The 19742-nt window shown below is 65.2% G+C and carries 10 protein-coding genes; 7 read left to right on the top strand and 3 right to left on the bottom strand.

The window, feature by feature from the left end; all coding sequences use genetic code 11:
- The first annotated feature begins 867 nt into the window (after nucleotides 1-867).
- From MMB92_RS12195 to MMB92_RS12165, 7 genes are all read left to right on the top strand, one after another.
- Complete coding sequence (locus tag MMB92_RS12195) at nucleotides 868-8973, top strand: ESPR-type extended signal peptide-containing protein (RefSeq protein WP_277562713.1); 8106 nt, start codon at nucleotides 868-870, stop codon at nucleotides 8971-8973.
- Between the two features lie 121 nt (nucleotides 8974-9094).
- Nucleotides 9095-9757, top strand: a complete 663-nt coding sequence (locus tag MMB92_RS12190; protein ID WP_012493551.1) for an OmpA family protein — start codon at nucleotides 9095-9097, stop codon at nucleotides 9755-9757.
- Nucleotides 9758-10134: 377 nt separating this feature from the next.
- Nucleotides 10135-11280 (top strand): DUF2827 domain-containing protein, encoded by a 1146-nt coding sequence (locus MMB92_RS12185; protein WP_006495166.1) that lies wholly within the window; start codon nucleotides 10135-10137, stop codon nucleotides 11278-11280.
- 14 nt (nucleotides 11281-11294) lie between these two features.
- Nucleotides 11295-12449, top strand: coding sequence for a DUF2827 domain-containing protein (locus tag MMB92_RS12180; protein ID WP_006495165.1), 1155 nt, complete (start codon nucleotides 11295-11297; stop codon nucleotides 12447-12449).
- 26 nt (nucleotides 12450-12475) lie between these two features.
- Entirely contained in the window at nucleotides 12476-12943 is a 468-nt protein-coding gene (locus MMB92_RS12175; RefSeq protein ID WP_006482018.1) for a DUF4019 domain-containing protein, read from the top strand.
- Nucleotides 12944-12976: 33 nt separating this feature from the next.
- Nucleotides 12977-14113, top strand: coding sequence for a DUF2827 family protein (locus MMB92_RS12170; protein ID WP_058903508.1), 1137 nt, complete (start codon nucleotides 12977-12979; stop codon nucleotides 14111-14113).
- 24 nt (nucleotides 14114-14137) lie between these two features.
- Nucleotides 14138-16111: an FkbM family methyltransferase gene (locus MMB92_RS12165; RefSeq protein ID WP_109342804.1), complete on the top strand. Its 1974-nt coding sequence runs from the start codon at nucleotides 14138-14140 to the stop codon at nucleotides 16109-16111.
- 58 nt (nucleotides 16112-16169) lie between these two features.
- Here the strand turns inward: MMB92_RS12165 and MMB92_RS12160 are convergent, their stop codons facing one another.
- The 3 genes from MMB92_RS12160 to MMB92_RS12150 form a co-directional block, all read right to left on the bottom strand.
- The gene (locus MMB92_RS12160) at nucleotides 16170-16586 is read right to left on the bottom strand and encodes a hypothetical protein (RefSeq protein ID WP_059720879.1); all 417 of its coding nucleotides are present in this window, start codon (nucleotides 16584-16586) and stop codon (nucleotides 16170-16172) included.
- A 73-nt stretch (nucleotides 16587-16659) separates the two neighbouring features.
- On the bottom strand, nucleotides 16660-17463 hold the full coding sequence (locus MMB92_RS12155) for an EAL domain-containing protein (RefSeq protein ID WP_006495162.1): 804 nt from the start codon (nucleotides 17461-17463) through the stop codon (nucleotides 16660-16662).
- A 782-nt stretch (nucleotides 17464-18245) separates the two neighbouring features.
- Nucleotides 18246-19388, bottom strand: a complete 1143-nt coding sequence (locus MMB92_RS12150) for a DUF2827 domain-containing protein (protein WP_080324275.1) — start codon at nucleotides 19386-19388, stop codon at nucleotides 18246-18248.
- Nucleotides 19389-19742 lie beyond the last annotated feature (354 nt).

The following is a 19742-nucleotide window of genomic DNA, read 5'->3' as shown; positions in this document are numbered from 1 at the left end:
ATTTTTCTTCGACACGTCGAGCCGCCGACGGCATGACGGACAAATTGCCGCACCCTCCATCTGACATTTCGGCCGCCGCCGACCCGACGCCGACCTGCGGTCTTTGACGACCTGTCGACACACCCCGCGAAACAGCCGCTCCCCCTGCCTGCCCGACTTCCGGCGTGCGTACCGATTCCGCCTTAACACCGATTACAACGCGCTCGTCAATAGGACAAATCCGATAAATTGACGCGAATTGTTTCATTTGTTGCCCTGTAGCAATTTTTTACAACTTCGATGGGCCGGGCGGCCCGGAACGCCCGTCGCACGGGCCCCCGCGCCGGGCGGGATGCGCAGATCGGCACAACCCAATGCGCGTCATGCCAGGTAAATTCGATTATAAAATAATCTCTAAATACAAAAACAAATTCAATTCACACAAAACATTTAACAAGTTAATAATTAGGCAAAGATATTATCTCATCATAGCCAAACAATCCTTACGGAAATGAAAGAATGCAGGGCTGCGCAAACGTTTGCTATTTCATTTGTCTTACTTTTGAGGCGATGCGATCTGTTACCCATCGCACACAACTTCTATAAGTCATTGATTTTTATATGAAATCATGCTCCTCGCCAGAAAAATTCAAACCCTACAAGACACATTCTTGCATCTTTCAAATACATTCTTCCCCAATACATCAAAAAGCGATGCATTAACCATTCTTTAACTTTCCGAACGTTTCATTTATCACTGTTTGTCAATCTCTAAAATCCTCCTCCAATAAACTCCGCCCATCAATTTTGAGATTCGCGCGAGCGCACGGAGTAATCCTCTAACCAAAGAGACCGGTGTGTGGCGTGCACATTTGGAGGTAGCAGGACATGAACCGCACATACCGCTCGATCTGGAACGAAGCGCTTGGCGCCTGGGTCGCGGCATCGGAAATCGATTCGGCACGGGGCAAGCCGAACAAGTCGGCCGTCGTGGTGGCAGCAGTCGCGGCGCTGGCGATCAGCCTGCCCGGCTTGGCCGAGGCCAACACGCTCAACACACAGCAGACCTGCTTCACGGGCAGCAACGGCGCGGTCGGCCGCGTCAACCCGGGTGGCACGCAAAACCAGGCCGCCGATGGCTCCGGAACGTATTCGGTCGTAGCCGGGTGTAACTCCAACGGCAATGGCTGGACCGGTGTCACGGTATACGGCTCGTTCGCGCAGGCGACCGGCAACGGCGCCGTCGCCACCGGCATGCAATCGTCGGCCGGCCTCTGGGGTGTCGCGGCCGGTCTCGAAACCACCGCCAGCGGCGCCGCCGCAACCGCCCTCGGCTTCGGTTCGACGGCCAGCGCGCTGAACTCGGTCGCGATCGGCGGCGCGGGCGGCGACGGTACGACGCCGCTGTCGCAGGCCAACTCGACGCTCGCCTCGGGTGCGGGTTCGATCGCCATCGGCAGCAACGCAACGAAGGGCGCTCAATCGGCCGCCTCGGACGGTATCGCGATCGGCGGGCAATCGTCCGTCGCGTCGACCGCCACGTCGGGGATCGCAGTCGGTCGCGGTGCGACCGTCAATGGTGCGTACGGCATCGCGCAAGGCGACGGCGTCGTCTCCGGCGCAACGGGCCGGAACGTGGCGATCGGCTCGTCCGGTACCACCGCGAACGGCGCCACGGCCGCCGGCGGCGCGGTCGCGATCGGCCGAGGCCAGGTCGCGACCGGCGACGGCGCCGTTGCGATCGGCGATCCGAACAGCGCCACCGGCACGGGTGCGCTGGCAATCGGCGCAAATGACACGTCGAACGGCTCCGGCGCCATCGCGCTCGGCAACAGCAACTCGGCGAGCGGCACGGGTTCCGTCGCGCTCGGCAACAGCAGCACGGCAACCAACAGCTCCGTCGCAATCGGCAGCTCGGCGTCGGCAACGGGCACCAACGGCGCGATCGCCATCGGCAACGCCGCGACCGCGAACGGCACCGGCGCGATCGCGCTCGGTAACGCCGGCAGCTTCGCCGCCAAGTCGCTGGCTACCGGCACGGACGCACTCGCGCTCGGTAACGGCTCGACGGCCAGCGGCAGCGCCGGCGCGGTCGCGGTCGGCGCGGCAGCCGTGGCGTCCGGAAGCTACGGCACGGCACTCGGTTCGAATTCGACCGCGAGCGTCGCAAACTCGGTCGCCCTCGGCTACAACGCGCTGACGACCAGTGCGGCAACGGCGACGTCCGGCGGCACCACCACGGTCAGCAGCGCCACGATCGGCGGTCAGACGTTCGGCAACTTCGCCGGCGCCAATTCGGCGGGCGGTGTCGTCAGCGTCGGGCAGTCGGGCTCGGAACGCCGTATCCAGAACGTCGCGGCGGGCCTCGTCACGGCCACCAGCACCGACGCGATCAACGGCAGCCAGCTCTATTCGGTTGCGAGCACGACGACGTCGAGCATCACGAGCCTGTCGACGTCGGCTTCGACGGGCCTGTCGTCGGCTAACAGCTCGATTTCGTCGCTGTCCACGTCGACCTCGACCGGCATCAATTCGCTGTCCACCGGCCTCAGCTCGGCAAACAGCTCCGTTACGTCGCTTTCGACTTCCACGTCGACGGGTCTCTCCTCGGCTAATAGCTCGATCGGCTCCCTGTCGACCTCGACTTCGACCGGCATCAACTCGCTGTCCACCGGCCTCAGCTCGGCAAACAGCTCGGTTACGTCGCTTTCGACCTCCACGTCGACGGGTCTCTCGTCGGCTAACAGCTCGATCTCGTCGCTGTCCACGTCGACCTCGACTGGCATCAACTCGCTGTCCACCGGCCTCAGCTCGGCTAACAGCTCGGTTACGTCGCTTTCGACTTCCACGTCGACGGGTCTCTCGTCGGCCAACAGCTCGATCTCGTCGCTGTCCACGTCGACCTCGAGCGGCATCAATTCGCTGTCCACCGGCCTCAGCTCGGCAAACAGCTCGGTTACGTCACTTTCGACTTCCACGTCTACCGGCCTCTCGTCGGCTAACAGCTCGATCTCGTCGCTGTCCACGTCGACCTCGACCGGCATCAACTCGCTGTCCACCGGCCTCAGCTCGACAAACAGCTCGGTTACGTCGCTTTCGACTTCCACGTCTACCGGCCTCTCGTCGGCCAACAGCTCGATCTCGTCGCTGTCGACTTCGACCTCGACCGGAATCAACTCGCTGTCCACCGGCCTCAGCTCGGCTAACAGCTCGGTCACGTCGTTGTCGTCTTCCACGTCGACCGGCCTCTCGTCGGCTAACAGCTCGATCTCGTCGCTGTCGACTTCGACTTCGACCGGCATCAACTCGCTGTCCACCGGCCTCAGCTCGACAAACAGCTCGGTTACATCGCTTTCGACTTCCACGTCGACCGGCCTCTCGTCGGCTAACAGCTCGATCTCGTCGCTGTCCACGTCGACCTCGACCGGCATCAATTCGCTGTCCACCGGCCTCAGCTCGGCAAACAGCTCGATCACGTCGTTGTCGTCTTCCACGTCGACCGGCCTCTCGTCAGCTATCAGCTCGATCTCGTCGCTATCGACTTCGACCTCGACCGGAATCAACTCGCTGTCCACCGGCCTGAGCACGGTCTCGACGAAGACGGACAACCTCGGCAGCAGCACCGCCTCGGCACTTGGCGGCGGTTCGACGTACGACCCGACGACAGGCAAGGTTTCGGCCCCGTCGTACACCACATACAACGCGAACGGCACGACGTCGACCGCCAACAGCGTCGGCTCGGCGATCAACAACATCAACAGCCAGGGCATCAAGTACTTCCACGCGAACTCGACCGGCGCCGACAGCACCGCAACGGGCACCGACGCTGTCGCCATTGGCTCGGGCGCCGTCGCCAGCACGATCAACTCCGTCGCCATCGGCCTCGGCGCGGTCGCCAGCACAGACGACTCCGTCGCACTTGGCGCCGACTCGAAGACCGTCGCGGCAACGCCCACGAGCAGCGCGACCGTCAACGGTGTGACGTTCAGCGGATTCGCTGGCGCCAAGCCAGTCGGCGTCGTCAGCGTGGGTGATGCCGGCAAGGAACGACAAGTCACCAATGTCGCCGCGGGTCAAGTGACCTCCACCAGTACCGACGCGATCAACGGCAGCCAACTGTATTCGGTCGCCCAGCAAGTCGGTACTGCGACCAGCGCCATTTCGTCGCTGTCCACTTCGACCTCGACCGGTCTGTCGTCGGCTAACAGCTCGATCACGTCGCTCTCGACCTCGACCTCGACCGGCCTGTCGTCGGCCAACAGCTCGATCACGTCTCTGTCGACCTCGACTTCGACGGGCTTGTCGTCGGCTAACAGCTCGATCACGTCACTCTCGACTTCGACCTCGACTGGCCTGTCGTCCGCAAATAGCTCGATCACTTCGCTCTCGACTTCGACTTCGACGGGCTTGTCCTCGGCTAACAGCTCGATCACCTCGCTGTCGACCTCGACTTCGACCGGCTTGTCGTCCGCTAACAGCTCGATCACCTCGCTCTCGACTTCGACCTCGACTGGCCTTTCGTCCGCGAACAGCTCGATCACCTCGCTGTCGACCTCGACCTCGACCGGTCTTTCGTCGGCCAACAGCTCGATCACTTCGCTCTCGACCTCGACTTCGACGGGTCTTTCTTCGGCCAATAGCTCCATCACGTCGCTGTCGACCTCGACCTCGACGGGCCTGTCGTCCGCGAATAGCTCGATCACGTCGCTCTCGACCTCGACCTCGACGGGTCTGTCGTCGGCCAATAGCTCCATCACGTCGCTCTCGACTTCGACCTCGACCGGCCTCTCGTCGGCTAACAGCTCGATCACGTCGCTCTCGACTTCGACCTCGACCGGCCTCTCGTCGGCTAACAGCTCGATCACGTCGCTCTCGACTTCGACCTCGACCGGCCTCTCGTCGGCTAACAGCTCGATCACGTCGCTGTCGACTTCGACTTCGACGGGGTTGTCTTCAGCTAATAGCTCGATCACCTCGCTGTCGACCTCGACTTCGACCGGCCTCTCGTCGGCTAATAGCTCGATCACTTCGCTCTCGACCTCGACCTCGACGGGGCTGTCGTCAGCTAACAGCTCGATCACCTCGCTGTCGACTTCGACTTCGACCGGCTTGTCGTCCGCGAACAGCTCGATCACCTCGCTGTCGACTTCGACCTCGACGGGTCTGTCCTCGGCTAACAGTTCGATCACGTCCCTGTCGACTTCGACCTCGACCGGTCTGTCGTCGGCTAACAGCTCCATCACGTCGCTGTCGACCTCGACTTCGACGGGTCTGTCCTCGGCTAACAGCTCGATCACGTCGCTCTCGACCTCGACCTCGACGGGCCTGTCGTCGGCTAACAGCTCCATCACGTCGCTGTCGACCTCGACTTCGACGGGTCTGTCCTCGGCTAACAGCTCGATCACTTCGCTGTCGACCTCGACCTCGACGGGCCTGTCGTCGGCTAACAGCTCGATCACGTCGCTCTCGACTTCGACTTCGACTGGCCTGTCGTCGGCTAACAGTTCGATCACCTCGCTGTCGACCTCGACCTCGACGGGTCTTTCGTCGGCCAATAGCTCGATCACGTCGCTCTCGACTTCGACTTCGACGGGCCTGTCGTCCGCGAATAGCTCGATCACTTCGCTGTCGACTTCGACTTCGACGGGCTTGTCGTCGGCCAATAGCTCGATCACGTCGCTGTCGACCTCGACCTCGACGGGCCTGTCGTCCGCGAATAGCTCGATCACCTCGTTGTCGACCTCGACTTCGACGGGCTTGTCGTCGGCTAACAGCTCGATCACGTCACTCTCGACTTCGACCTCGACTGGCCTTTCGTCCGCGAACAGCTCGATCACCTCGCTGTCGACCTCGACCTCGACCGGTCTTTCGTCGGCCAATAGCTCGATCACGTCGCTCTCGACTTCGACTTCGACGGGCTTGTCGTCCGCGAATAGCTCGATCACGTCGCTCTCGACTTCGACCTCGACTGGCCTGTCGTCGGCTAACAGCTCGATCACGTCACTCTCGACCTCGACCTCGACCGGCCTGTCGTCGGCTAACAGTTCGATCACCTCGCTCTCGACTTCGACCTCGACTGGCCTTTCGTCCGCGAACAGCTCGATCACCTCGCTGTCGACTTCGACCTCGACCGGCCTGTCGTCGGCCAACAGTTCGATCACCTCGCTGTCGACCTCGACCTCGACGGGTCTTTCGTCGGCCAATAGCTCGATCACGTCGCTGTCGACCTCGACTTCGACGGGTCTGTCGTCGGCTAACAGCTCGATCACTTCGCTCTCGACCTCGACGTCGACCGGCCTGTCGTCGGCTAACAGCTCGATCACGTCGCTCTCGACCTCGACCTCGACGGGGCTGTCGTCAGCTAACAGCTCGATCACCTCGCTGTCGACCTCGACTTCGACCGGCTTGTCGTCCGCGAACAGCTCGATCACCTCGCTGTCGACTTCGACCTCGACGGGTCTGTCCTCGGCTAACAGTTCGATCACGTCCCTGTCGACTTCGACCTCGACCGGTCTGTCGTCGGCTAACAGCTCGATCACCTCGCTGTCGACTTCGACCTCGACGGGTCTGTCGTCGGCTAACAGCTCGATCACGTCGTTGTCGACTTCGACTTCGACGGGTCTTTCGTCCGCGAACAGCTCGATCACGTCGCTCTCGACCTCGACTTCGACCGGCCTCTCGTCGGCAAACAGCTCCATCACGTCGCTGTCGACTTCGACGTCGACCGGCCTCTCGTCGGCAAACAGCTCGATCACGTCGCTCTCGACTTCGACTTCGACGGGGCTGTCGTCGGCTAACAGCTCGATCACCTCGCTGTCGACCTCGACTTCGACCGGTCTGTCGTCGGCCAACAGCTCGATCACGTCGCTCTCGACCTCGACTTCGACCGGTATCAGCTCGCTGTCCACTGGCCTGAGCTCGACCAACAGCTCGGTGTCGTCCCTGTCGACCTCCACCTCGACCGGCCTGTCGTCCGCCAACAGCTCGATCACGTCCCTGTCGACTTCGACTTCGACCGGCATCAGCTCGCTGTCCACTGGCCTGAGCTCGACCAACAGCTCGGTGTCGTCCCTGTCGACCTCGACGTCGACCGGCCTGTCCTCGGCCAACAGCTCGATCAGCTCCCTGTCGACCTCCACCTCGACGGGTCTGTCGTCGGCCACCAGCTCGATCACGTCCCTGTCGACTTCGACCTCGACCGGCATCAGCTCGCTGTCCACCGGCCTGAGCAGCACGGACAGCACGATCCTGTCGCTGTCCACCTCGACGTCGACCGGCATCGGCTCGCTGTCCACCGGCCTGAGCAGCACGAACAGCTCGGTGTCGTCGCTGTCGACCTCGACCTCGACCGCGATCAACGCCGCGAAGACGCACTACTACAGCGTCAACGACAACGGCGTGCAGCAAGCCAACTACGACAACACCGGTGCAACCGGCACCAATGCTCTCGCCGCCGGCGTGAACGCCAGCGCGGCGGGCGCGAGCAGCGTGGCAGTCGGCGACGGCTCGAACGCGCAGACGGCAGGCGCGGTCGCGATCGGCCAGAACGCATCGGCAACGGGCGGCAAGGCGGTATCGATCGGCTCCGGCAACACGGCATCCGGCGATGGCGCGGTCGCGATCGGCGATCCGAACGTGGCGACGGGTACCGGCGCCGTGGCGATGGGTGCGAACAATACGGCGACCGGCGACGGCGCGGTGTCCCTCGGCAACCAGAACACGGCAACCGGCGCCAGCGCGCTCGCCCTCGGCAGCTCGAACCAGGCCACCGCGGACAACACGATCGCGCTGGGCAGCCAGGCCACGGCCAGCGCCACCGGCGCACAGGCCTACGGCTCGGCCGCCAAGGCCACGGCCGCCGACGCGCTCGCCTTCGGCACGAACGCGCAAGCGAACGTCGCGAACTCGATCGCACTCGGCGCGAACTCGGTCACGGCCGCGGCGGTCGGCACCTCGAGCGCCACGATCGGCGGCGTCACGTACCCGTTCGCGGGCGGCTCGCCGGTCGGCGTGGTGAGCGTCGGCGCACCGGGCCAGGAACGCCAGATCACGAACGTCGCCGCGGGTCGGATCTCGGCCACGAGCACGGACGCGATCAACGGCAGCCAGCTGAACGCGACGAACAACGCGATCAACGCGCTGTCGACGTCCACCGCGTCGAACGTCGCATCCCTGTCGACCGGCATCAACTCGCTGTCGACCGGCCTGAGCACGACGAACAGCAACGTGGCCTCGCTGTCCACGTCGACCTCGACCGCGATCAACTCGCTGTCGACGGGCCTCAGCACGACGAACAGCAACGTCAACTCGCTGTCGACGTCGACTTCGACCGGCATCGGTTCGCTGTCCACCGGCCTGAGCACGACGAACAGCAACGTGGCATCGCTGTCGACCGGCGTGACGAACATCAACAACCAGTTGAACCAGTTGTCGACGTCGATCAACAACAACACGACGCGTGCAGCCAACAACAACGGCATCGCGGCCGACATGAACGGCAAGGGCACCGACGTCCCGGTCGTCACCGCCGGCTCGAACTCGGTGGCGATCGGCGCGGGTTCGAACGACGGCGGTCGCTCGAACGTGGTGTCGGTCGGCAGCGACCAGCAGCAGCGGCAGATCACGAACGTCGCGCCGGGTACGCAAGGCACCGACGCGGTGAACGTGAACCAGCTGACGCAGGTGCAGACGACGCTGTCGACGGCACTGTCGGGCCAGCAGGCGCAGATCAACTCGCTGGGTTCGCAACTGCAGCAGACCGACCAGATGGCGAAGCAGGGTATCGCGGCCGTCGGCGCGATGGCGTCGATCCCGCAGCTCGATCGCGACGCCAACTTCGGGATGGGCGTGGGCACGTCGACCTTCCTCGGCCAGAAGGCGATGGCGGTCAACATGCAGGCGCGCATCACGGAGAACCTGAAGGCCTCGATCAACGGCGGCTTCAGCGGCGGTCAGAAGGTGATCGGCGCCGGCATGCTGTACCAGTGGAAGTAATGCGTCGCGCCGCCCGGCCGTCCGGCTCGCCAGCCGGGCGGCCCGCGGCTCCGACGGCAGGACGAGCCCGCCGCGCACCGCGCGGCGGGCCTCGGTCAACCCAAGCTTTAAGGACGTCACCGTGAACAAACTCGCTCTTGCGCTCGCGCTTTCCGCAACGGCCCTCGCCGCGTGCTCGACCGCATCCGGCCCGACCTTCAGCGCCTCCGAACTGCAGCCGCGCGACGGCGTGCGCACCTTCCAGGTGGACTGCCACGGCCTGCTGTCGGGCCCGCAGACCTGCATGAAGGCCGCCCGCAAGATCTGCGGCGACGAGCCCGTGCGCGCCGTGGACTCGGCCCGCGCGCTGCGCGACAAATCCGATCCGGCCACGCTGGTCTTCCAGTGCGGCGCCGCACCGGCCGAAGCGGCCTCGGCCGCCGAGCCGGCCGCCGCCGTGGTCGAACGCGTGAACCTGTCGGGCGACGCGCTGTTCGCCACCGACCACGCGACGCTCGCGCCGACCGCGCGCGAATCGCTGGACCGGCTGCTGAGCGAGCGCGCCGACCGCACGTACTCGCAAGTGACGGTCACCGGCTTCACCGATTCGGTGGGCAGCGACGACTACAACCTCGCGCTGTCGAAGCGCCGGGCCGAATCGGTCGCCGCCTATCTGAAGGCGCACGGGCTCAAGACCGACTCGATGACGGTCTCGGGCCGCGGCAAGGCCGATCCGGTCGCATCCAACGCGACGCCGGAAGGCCGCGCCAGCAACCGCCGCGTCGAAATCCGGCTGCAGCACTGAGCCGCCTGCGGCCGCGCGATCCGGCGTGCCGTCCGCGCCGCGCCGGCACGCCGCCGGACCACCGGGCGCCGCAACGCCTGCGCCCGTTTCCGTTGGCCGGCGGCTATGTCAAAGTTCGTCACGTCCTGCCAAAACCGGCGGTTTCCATGCCACAATCGCCGCAGACAGTCGCCGGGGCAGCCTGCCCGACGCGCGCCGTGCCAGGCGTGCCCGGCGACACGCCGGAATCCGGCTGCCGCCCGCGCGAATCTCGTCGCCCGATTCGTGCACCGCGGCGCACCGGCGCGAATCCAACCATGACGATCCACGGCGCGCCGCTGCCGGCCATACGCTCGACGCGATGCCCGGACGCATGACGCCGCAGAGGAAACCAACCGGTGACGGACATCAATGAAGCCGCCGCGGGCGGCACCCGCAAGCAACGGCCGGCGGTCGGCATCTCGCTGTTTGCGCGCGACGGCCAGGCGATCTGGGAAAACGGCATTCACCAGAACATCGCGTTCCTCGCGATGATGCTCAAGCGCTCGGATCGCGTCGGCCCCGTCTATTTCCTGAACGGCGGCGACGCCAACGCGCTGCCGGCCGGCCTCGAACTCGACGGCCTCGACATCCCGCTGGTGAAACCCGCCGACGTCACGCACGAACTCGACGTCGTGATCGAAATGGGCGCGCAGTTGCCGGTCGAGTGGCTGCGGCACATGAAGGCGCTCGGCAAGAAGATCGCCGCGTTCTTCTGCGGGCACGTGTATGCGGGCCTGTGCGAAACGCCGATCTTCGGGAAACCGTCGGGGCACGTGTTCAACGGCGCACCGTTCGACGAAGTGTGGCTGCTGCCGCAATACGACAAGACCGCCGCGCCGATGCTGCAGACGATCCTGCGCGCGCCCGTCCATCTGATGCCGCACATCTGGTCGCCGTACTTCCTTGAGCGCCGCGTCGCCGTGATCGCCGGCGAAGGGGCGACGTTCGGCTATCAGCCCGGCGCCCGCCCGTGGCGCCTCGCGATGCTCGAACCGAACATCTCGGTCGCGAAGTCCTGCCACTACCCGATGCTGGCGTGCGACGCGTTCTACCGCGCGCGGCCGGACGCGGTGCAGCACATGTTCGTCGTCAACGCGATGCACATGAAGGAACATCCGACCTTCGTGCACTTCGCGAACAGCCTCGATCTCGTGCGCCAGCACAAGGCGACCTTCGAACCGCGCCTCGACCTGCCGGGCTTCATGGCGCGCCATGCGGATGCGGTCGTGTCGCATCACTGGGAAAACGGGCAGAACTACCTGTATTACGACGTGCTGTACGGCGGTTATCCGCTGATCCACAACTCGACGCTGATCGGCGACGCCGGCTACTACTACCCGGACTTCGACTCGGCCGCGGGCGGCCGCGCGCTGCTCGAAGCGTGGCTGCATCACGACGAACGCCTCGACGACTACCGCGCGAAGGCCGGCCGGCTGCTGCAGTCGGTCTCGATCGACAACCCCGCGAACCTCGACGCGTTCGTCTCGCGTCTGGTCGCCTGAACCGGAGCATACGCATGTCGGACTCCAATGCCCGTCAAGCGCCCGGCGAGGGCAAGCGTCTCGTCGTCGGCGTGTCGCTGTTCGTGCGCGGCGCCGGCCAGTCGCTGTGGGAAAACGGCATTTTCCAGAACTGCCTGCTGCTGATCCTGCTGCTGCGCCAGTCACCGCTCGTCGCGGATGCCGTGATGGTGAACGGCGGCGAACAAGTCGCCGATCCGCAGATGATGCTCGGCGAGTGGAACGTGCCGCTGCTGTCGATGGACGAAGCGCTCGAGCGCTGCGACGTGCTGATCGAGATGAGCGCACAGTTCGGCGCGGACTACCTGCGCGCGTTCCGCGAGCGCGGCGGCAAGGTCGTCACGATGCGGGTCGGCAACGACTACGTGATCGACATCGAACGCGCGATGTTCGACAAGCCGTCGGGCTTCCTGTTCTCGGGCGCGCCGTACGACGCGGTGTGGACGATCCCCGAGTTCGAGCGCTCGTGCCTGCACTACTACCAGACGGGCCTGCGCGCGCCGGTCACGATCGTCCCGCACATCTGGCATCCGATGCTGTTCGACAAGGCGCGCGCGACGCTCGGCGCCGGTTTGTCGTTCGGCTATCAGCCCGGCAAGCCGCGCTGGCGCGTGACGATGTTCGAGCCGAACATCTGCATGGTGAAGACGAGCATCATTCCGATGCTCGTGACCGAGGAAGCGTATCGCGCGAAGCCCGAGTTCCTCGAGTTCGTGCGCGTGTGCAACACGATTCACCTGAAGGAACATCCGACGTTCGTGCACTTCGCGAAGAGCCTCGACATCGTGAACCACGGCATCACGACGTTCGAAAGCCGCTATGCGGTGTACGAGTTCATGGCCGCGTACGGCGATGCGGTGGTGTCGCACACGTGGGAGAACGCGCAGAACTACCTGTACTACGAGCTGCTGTACGGCGACTATCCGCTGATCCACAACTCGCCGTTCCTCGGCAAGGCCGGGTATTTCTATCCGGACTTCGACTGCCAGGCGGGCGGCCGCGCGCTGCTGCAGGCGTTCGCCGAGCACGACGCGAATCTCGACGCGTATCGCGAGCAGTCGAAGCACGTGCTCGACTCGGTCAGCATCTACAACCCCGAGAACGTCGCGGCCTATACGGACGCGATCGCCACCCTCTATCGCGACGCGTGACGCGCCGCCCTTTCCGGACCCCGCCCATGAACGCACGCCCGACCCTCACCCGCGCAAAATGGCTGCTTGGCTGCGCCGCCGCATCGATCGCGATCGGCGCGCATGCGCAAGCCGCCGGCGAATCGGCCGACACGCTGCTGCGCGACTCCGATGCGGTGTTCAAGCAGCTCGACGCCGGCCAGTACGGCGCGGTATGGACCGACGCTGCACCGTTCGTCAAGGCGCGCTTCAAGCAGGACCAGTTCGCGGCGCAGATGCAGCAGGCCCGCCAGTCGGTCGGCACGGTCAGCCATCGCGGCTGGGCGCAGGTCACGCGCATCCGCTACGAGCGAACGGCCGGGATGCCCGACGGGCTCTATGCGAACGTCGATTACGCGACGACGGTGGCGAGCGGCGCCACGATGTTCGAAAAGCTGAGCTTTCGCCTCGAAACCGACGGCCGCTGGCACCTGACGGGCTACGTGCCGCGTCAGACGCAAAACGCCGCGCAGTAAGCCGCGCACTGCCCGCCCCACGGAGCCGATCCGATGAAACTCAATGTCGCGATAACGATGAACGTGCAGCGCGACGCGACACAGTCGATCTGGTACAACGGTGCGAACCAGCACTGCGTGTACCTGTACATGCTGCTGAAGCAGTCGCCGTTGATCGGCGAGGTCTGGCTCGCGCACGACAACGGCATCACCGAGTATCCGCAGGCGCTGATGATGGACGCGTTCGGCGACGCGCTGCGGCCGCTGTCGGCCGTCGTTCACCAGACCGACCTGCTGATCGAGATGAACGCGTTCGTCGACCCGTCGCACACGGACGTCGTGCGCCAGCGCGGCGGCAAGTGCGTGTCGTATCGCTTCGGCAACGACTACGTGATCGCGGTCGAGACGATCAACTTCGAGAAGAACGACTGGCGGCCGAACCCGCACCGCGTGCAGTTCGACGAGATCTGGACCAATCCGCAGCACATGCACACGTGCGCCGCGTATTTCCAGGCCGTGTACCGTGCGCCGGTAATCGAGCTGCCGCATATCTGGTCGCCGTATTTCATCGAGCGCAGCCTCGACGCCGATCCCGAACTGAAGGCGCGCTTCGGCTATCGCAACCACGGCCCGGCCAAGCGCATCGCGTTCTTCGAGCCGAACCTGAACGTCGTGAAGAGCGCGATCGTGCCGATGCTCGCCGCGAACGCGTGCTACGTCGAGCATCCGGAGCTCATCGAGCACGTGTACATGACCAACACGTTCGACAAGAAGGAAAACGTCGCCTTCAAGCATCTCGCGCTCGGGCTCGAAATGGTGCGCGACGGCAAGGCCACCGCCGACGTGCGCGCGCCGTTCGTCGCGTGGGCCGCGCATCACACCGACATCGTCGTGTCGCACCACTGGGAAAACGGCCTGAACTATCTGCTGTACGACGCGCTGTACGGCAACTACCCGCTCGTGCACAACTCGCCGTTCCTGCGCGACGTCGGCTACTACTATCCGGACTTCGAGATCTTCGATGCGGCGCGTGCGATCGCGACCGCCGCGCAGACGCACGATGCACGGCTCGACGATTACGCGGCGGCCGCCCGGCTCTGCCTGCATCGGGTCGACACGCTCGCCGAGCACAACGTCCGCGCCTATTCCACGCAGATCCAGCATCTGTTCGCCGGCCGCCCGCTCGGCTGATTTCCTTCGCCCGCGCCCCTGCCCATGAATCAGACCGTCCGCAATTTCGTCGTGATCGATTCGATCCACGGCCCGTTCGTCATCAACCGGCACTGCGCATTGCAGGCCGAGGCGCTGATCAAGACCGGCCGGCCGCATATCCAAGGCGAACTCGACACGATCCTGCACGTGATCGACCAGTTGCCCGACGGCGCCATCGCCGTGGACGGCGGCGCGAACGCGGGGCTCGTCTGCGTGCCCGTCGCGCACCGGCTGCGCGAGCGCGGCGGCCGCGTCTATGCGTTCGAGCCGCAGCGCACGCTGTTTCACGCACTCGGCGGCACCGTCGCGCTCAACCAGCTCGACAATCTCCATCTGCTGAACATGGGGCTGGCCGCCGCCAACGGCACGATGAAAGTGCCCGACGTCGACTACGGGCAGGATGCCGACTTCGGACAGGTCTCGCTCGTCGACGCGCAAGCGTCGGGCGGCACGCCGACGCCGGTCGTCCGGCTCGATTCGCTCGGCCTGCCGCGGCTGGATTTCCTGAAACTCGACATCGAAGGAATGGAGATCGATGCGCTGCGCGGCGCACGGCAGTTGATCGAGGCGCATCTGCCGTGGTGCTGGATCGAATACTGGAAAGTCGGCGAGGCGCCGATCATCGACACGTTCGCCGGTCTCGACTACACGTTCTACCGGATCGACGGGCTGAACCTGCTGTGCGTGCCGAACCCGCGCTGGGACCGGCAGCGCCTGTTCATCACGGGCGAACCGCTCGCCGTCGGCGCGACGGCCGAACACGGCGCGGCGCCAGCAACGGCTGCGGTCGCCGATGCCGACGCGCCCGAAACGGACTGGAACCGCGCGCTCGAGCATGAATCGCGCGGTGAGTGGGGGCATGCGATCGACCGCTGGCGGCGCGCACGCGGCCGCGGGCTCGACGACGAGGCGATCGCGCTGCAGCTCGCGTCATGCTATGGCTTTGCCGGCATGCCCGAAGCCGGGCTTGCGGCGCTCGACCCGTTCGGCGATCCGGCCGCGCTGCCCGACGCGGCGCGCGGGCGCATCCAGCTGGCGCGCTCGGCGCTGCTGCTGCGTGCCGGCCGACGCGACGAGGCCGCACGCGCCACCATCGACAGCGAAAACGTATTGACGGCCGCGCAATTCGGATTGGCGACGGAGCGGCTTTACCAGGGCCAGCCGCTGCACGGCAAGCGGCTGCTCGTCCTCAGCTACGGCGGTGTCGGCGATCAGCTTCAGTACGCGCGCTATCTGCATGCGCTCGACGCGTTCGGCTGCGCCGGCGTGACCGTGGTCGTCCCCGACGCGCTGACGGGCCTGCTGCGCCAGACGTTCCCGCGCATCGAATTCGTCGGCGCGCACGGCGCGTGGGTCGACACGTCGCATCTCGCCCACGACTACTGGTGTTCGTTCCTGGTGCTCGCCGCGCAGTTCGGTTACGCGCCGGCGCCGGAAGGCGTGCCGGCGCCCTACCTGACGTGCCCGCCCGCGCATGCGGCCACGTGGCGCGAGCGTGTGTCGCACGACGGCCATGCGCCCGGCACGCGCCGCATCGGGCTGAACTGGCGCGGTCGCGACGAAAGCGATGCGCGCTTCCATCGCGCGGCCAGCCTGCGCGATTTCGCGCCGTTCGCGCGGATGCGCGGCTACGCCGCGTACTGTCTCAATCGCGACCTGTCCGCGCAATCCGAGCAATCGGACCTGCCGGTCACCTTCCCGCATCAGGCCATCGGCGACTTCAGCGATCTGGCCGCGCTGATGCTCGCGATGGACGCCGTGGTGACGACCTGCACCGCGCACATCCATCTCGCCGGCGCACTCGGCGTGCCGGCCGTGCTGCTGCTCAGCCCGAAAGCGGACGCACGCTGGGAAACCGGCTCGCGCACCGCGCTCTACCCCGGCATCCGGATCGTGCGCGCCGCGCACGTCGGTCGATGGGACGATGCGATCGACCGCGCGATGGCGCTGGTGCTTGGCGGTTTCGGGAAGGATTGAGATTCGACGGGCCGCGCGAGCGGGCCGCAGCACCGGGCTCGCTCGCGCGCCGGTTGCGTTACACCAGCACCCGGTCGCCGCTTTGCGCGGCGAATGCGCGGCCATGCCGCCGCCCCATGCGCGCGAGCAGCGCGAAACAACGGGCTGCCGGCCGGCCTGCACCGCCCGATTGCCGGACGAGGCTGTCGGATACACCGCGCGCGATCGCCGACTCGTCGCCGCACGCGCCGGCGATGACGCCCGCGTAGTAGTGCCGGGCCGCCAGCTCGCGGCCGCCCGCGTCGAGCAGGCTCATCCGCTGAATGCGGCGCGCGACGATCGTCAGGCCGTCGAGATAGGGTGCGACGTCGATCGGCGCATCGGTCGATTCGGCGCCCAGTTGCCACAGCATGTCCGCCAGTTCGGCGAGCGCGACCAGGTCGCGCACGTCGGTCGCCTGCGTGCCCGTTCCGCCTCCGGCTTTCGTTCCCGCCATGCCCACGCCCCTTTGCGATTCGTCCCCACCCCCGACACGCATCCCGCGCGCGCCGCCCTGCCCGTTGCCGCGATCACGCGGCGGCCGGCGACCGCCATGAAAAGCGGATGCCCTGCGCCCACGCGACGCCGGCATCCACGATGATCTGCCGGTCGATTTCGCTTTCCACGCCTTCGACGACGACGTGCCGCGCCCCTTCATGCGCGAACGCGATCAGCCGGCGGAACTGGTAGCGCCCGATCGCGTTGCGCTTGATCAACGACAGGACCGACCGGTCCAGTTTCACGATGTCGGGATTGCCGACCACCAGGTTGTTCAACGCGCTGAACCCGACGCCGAAATCGTCGATCGCGATCCGGCAGCCAGCCTGCCGGAAGCGGTTGACGAACGACCGGCCGGCGACGGGGTTCAGCGGCCCCGTCTCCGTGATCTCGATCACCAGCCGCGCCGCCACCGACGGCTCGCGCTCGAGCCGCCTGAAAATCGCCAGCCACGCGTCGTCGACCACCGCGCTCGCCGCCGCGACGTTGCAACCGTACACGGCGCCCGGATCCGCGCGCAGCGCGTCGATCGTGCGGCCGACCACCAACCGGTCGAACCAGCGCATCAGCCCGAGCGCTTCGAGCCGCGGCAGGAAGGCGAGCGGCGGCAACGCATCGCGCTCGCCCCACCGCAGCCGCGCCAGGCATTCCCGGTACAGCACGCCGCCCGACAGGTCGGCGCGGCACACGGGTTCGTGCGCGAAGCCGAGCCGGCTTTCGACGAAACTGCGTACCGACGCAAGGTCGGGATGATCGTCGGGCGCGCCGAACACGAGATCGATTTCATCGCGATTCGCTTTCCGATTCGCCTCCTGGCGAGCTTCGACCGCATTCATCCGGCGCTCCGGCAAATGGCGAGCCGCCGATCACGGCTCGACCTCAACACATACGCGGAACGAGCCAACCTCGACGCACTCCGCCGCCTACCCGGCCCATCCTGTCATGTCGATTTTTTCCGGGGAGCGTACTGTTCGCTTCGGCGCGCCGTCAAATTCGATATTTTTACGATATTCGATTACTTGAAATACACCACGCGTGCGCGATGCCGACAGTGCGACAGGTTACACAACGCGAATTACAAAATCCCAAAATCAGGATCGTTTATCTTTTTTTGCCTAAACAGTTTTATCCGAATCGGCTTTACCCGAATTTGCTCGTCGCGCGAATCGGGGTGCCGCCAATTGATCAGATAAATACCGTGCCTCGAGGTGCCGACCGTGCTTGATATGCCGAGTCGAAACACCGGCGTCCGCCCATGCCGCGCCCCGCAGAAAACCCGCTGCGGCGGGCCATTCGATCATCGCAGCATTCAATTTTCATGTTTCAAACGATATTATTAAGTTTCGAAACGGAATCAAGTGCCGGTCAATCAATAATACCAACTTCAATTATATGAAGATTATCAATTGAAACATCTTTAACAATCTTGAAGACTTGTTAACCTATAAACTCTTTTTTGACGGACTTCCCTCGGAGCCGTCAATTTCGTGCCTTCGAAAACCGTCGAACTCATCGGGTTCGGCGGTTTCTTTTTTAACGGCAGGATTTCGTCAGACATGAGGGCGGGACAAACCCGACGGAAGGCGGCGCCTCGAACGTGCGCCGCGGAAAATCGGCGTCAGGCAGCCGGCGCGCCGATCAGGTTCGCGAGCAGCGCGTCGTACTCGGCGACGAGCGCCGGATTCGCCGACGTGTAACGGCCGAGGATCTCGCGCTGACGCCGCGTATACGCTTGCCAGTCGTCGTCGTGCGTATGCAGCGCGCGCAGCAGCGCGTCGGCGCCCTGCTGCACGTCGTTGTCCGGATAGTAGTAGCCGAGATCGGGCGCGAGGCTCGCGTTGTGCACGAGCGGATAGCCCTGCCAGCACACGTCGAAATAGAAATAGTTCAGCGGGTTCGACCATTGGTGCGACACGACGATATCGGTCAGGTCGGCCAGGAACAGCGGCGTATCGAAACGCCCGACGAAGCTCGCCTTGCCCGCGCGCACGATGTCCAGGTAGTTCATCAGCATCACGAACTCGGGGCTGTCGTGCGCGAGGCGATCGGCGTTCGTCACGTGCGTGAAGCAGATCGTGTCGGGGTCGCGGCGATACGCTTCGTCGATGATCAGCATCGGATACACGCAGAACTTCACGACGTTGTGGTTCGGCTCCATCACCGTGAGCCGCTTGCCCGGCTCGCTGCGCGGCCGGTATTCGCCGTGCTCGGGCAGCGACCGCGCGCGTTCGGTCAGGAACATCGGATCCCACACGAACGGCACCACGCGCCCCGGGCAGCGCCGCAGCGACTGCAGGAACGGCAGCGACGACGGTGCGATCTGCGGAATCGCCCACACCTCGTCGTAGCCGCGGTTGATGAACAGCGAATCCCACAGCCGGCGGCCGAACAGCATCGACTCCATCGCGTTGATGTACTCGACGCCGCAGCAATAGCTGACCAGCTTCACGCCGCGGGCCTTCAGGTAGGCCGTCTGCTCGCCGTCGATCTGCCCGCCCAGCTCGATCACCACGTCGAGCGCGTCCTTCATGTCGGCGAACGCGCGCGTGTCGTACGCGCTGCGGTCCCATGGCAGCGCATCGGTGAGCGGCACGTCGGTCGTGTTGACCAGCGTCACGCGGTAGCCGTGCGGCGACGCCATCAGCAGTTTCGCGAGGAACAGCGCGTTCTGCTTGATGCCGTTGATCCACAGGCTTTCGTCGGGGGCACGCAATCCGATCGTGATACCGATGCGCAGGCCGGTCAGGACAGGAGACGTCATCGTCGGCGGGATGGAAGGTTGAACGGGGAATGGCGCAGTGTAGCGCGCGAAGCGCCGCCCGCGTCAAGCGGCGGCAACCCGGCATTCTAGCGGAGCGCCGGCCGCACACTGTCAGGGATGGTCAGCGCCCGCTCCCGCCGTGCCAATCCGTTCGACCGTTATGCGATACTCGTGCCGCCCGGCGGCCGGTTTGCCCGGGACATTCGAGCGGGCGCCGCACGACCTCGCCGCACCACGATCAGAACAGGGCACACCGAATGGAATACGATGCCGCGCCAGTCTTCCAGACCATCCACGACGAACCGGGGCGGCGCTCGCCGCAACCCGTATCCGGATCGGGTGCCGCGCTGAAGC

Origin of the sequence: Burkholderia sp. IO2 (assembly GCF_029522185.1) — a bacterium.
Lineage (GTDB): Bacteria > Pseudomonadota > Gammaproteobacteria > Burkholderiales > Burkholderiaceae > Burkholderia > Burkholderia cenocepacia.
Note: the sequence above shows the minus strand (reverse complement) of the source record. Positions and strands in the feature narration are given on the sequence as shown.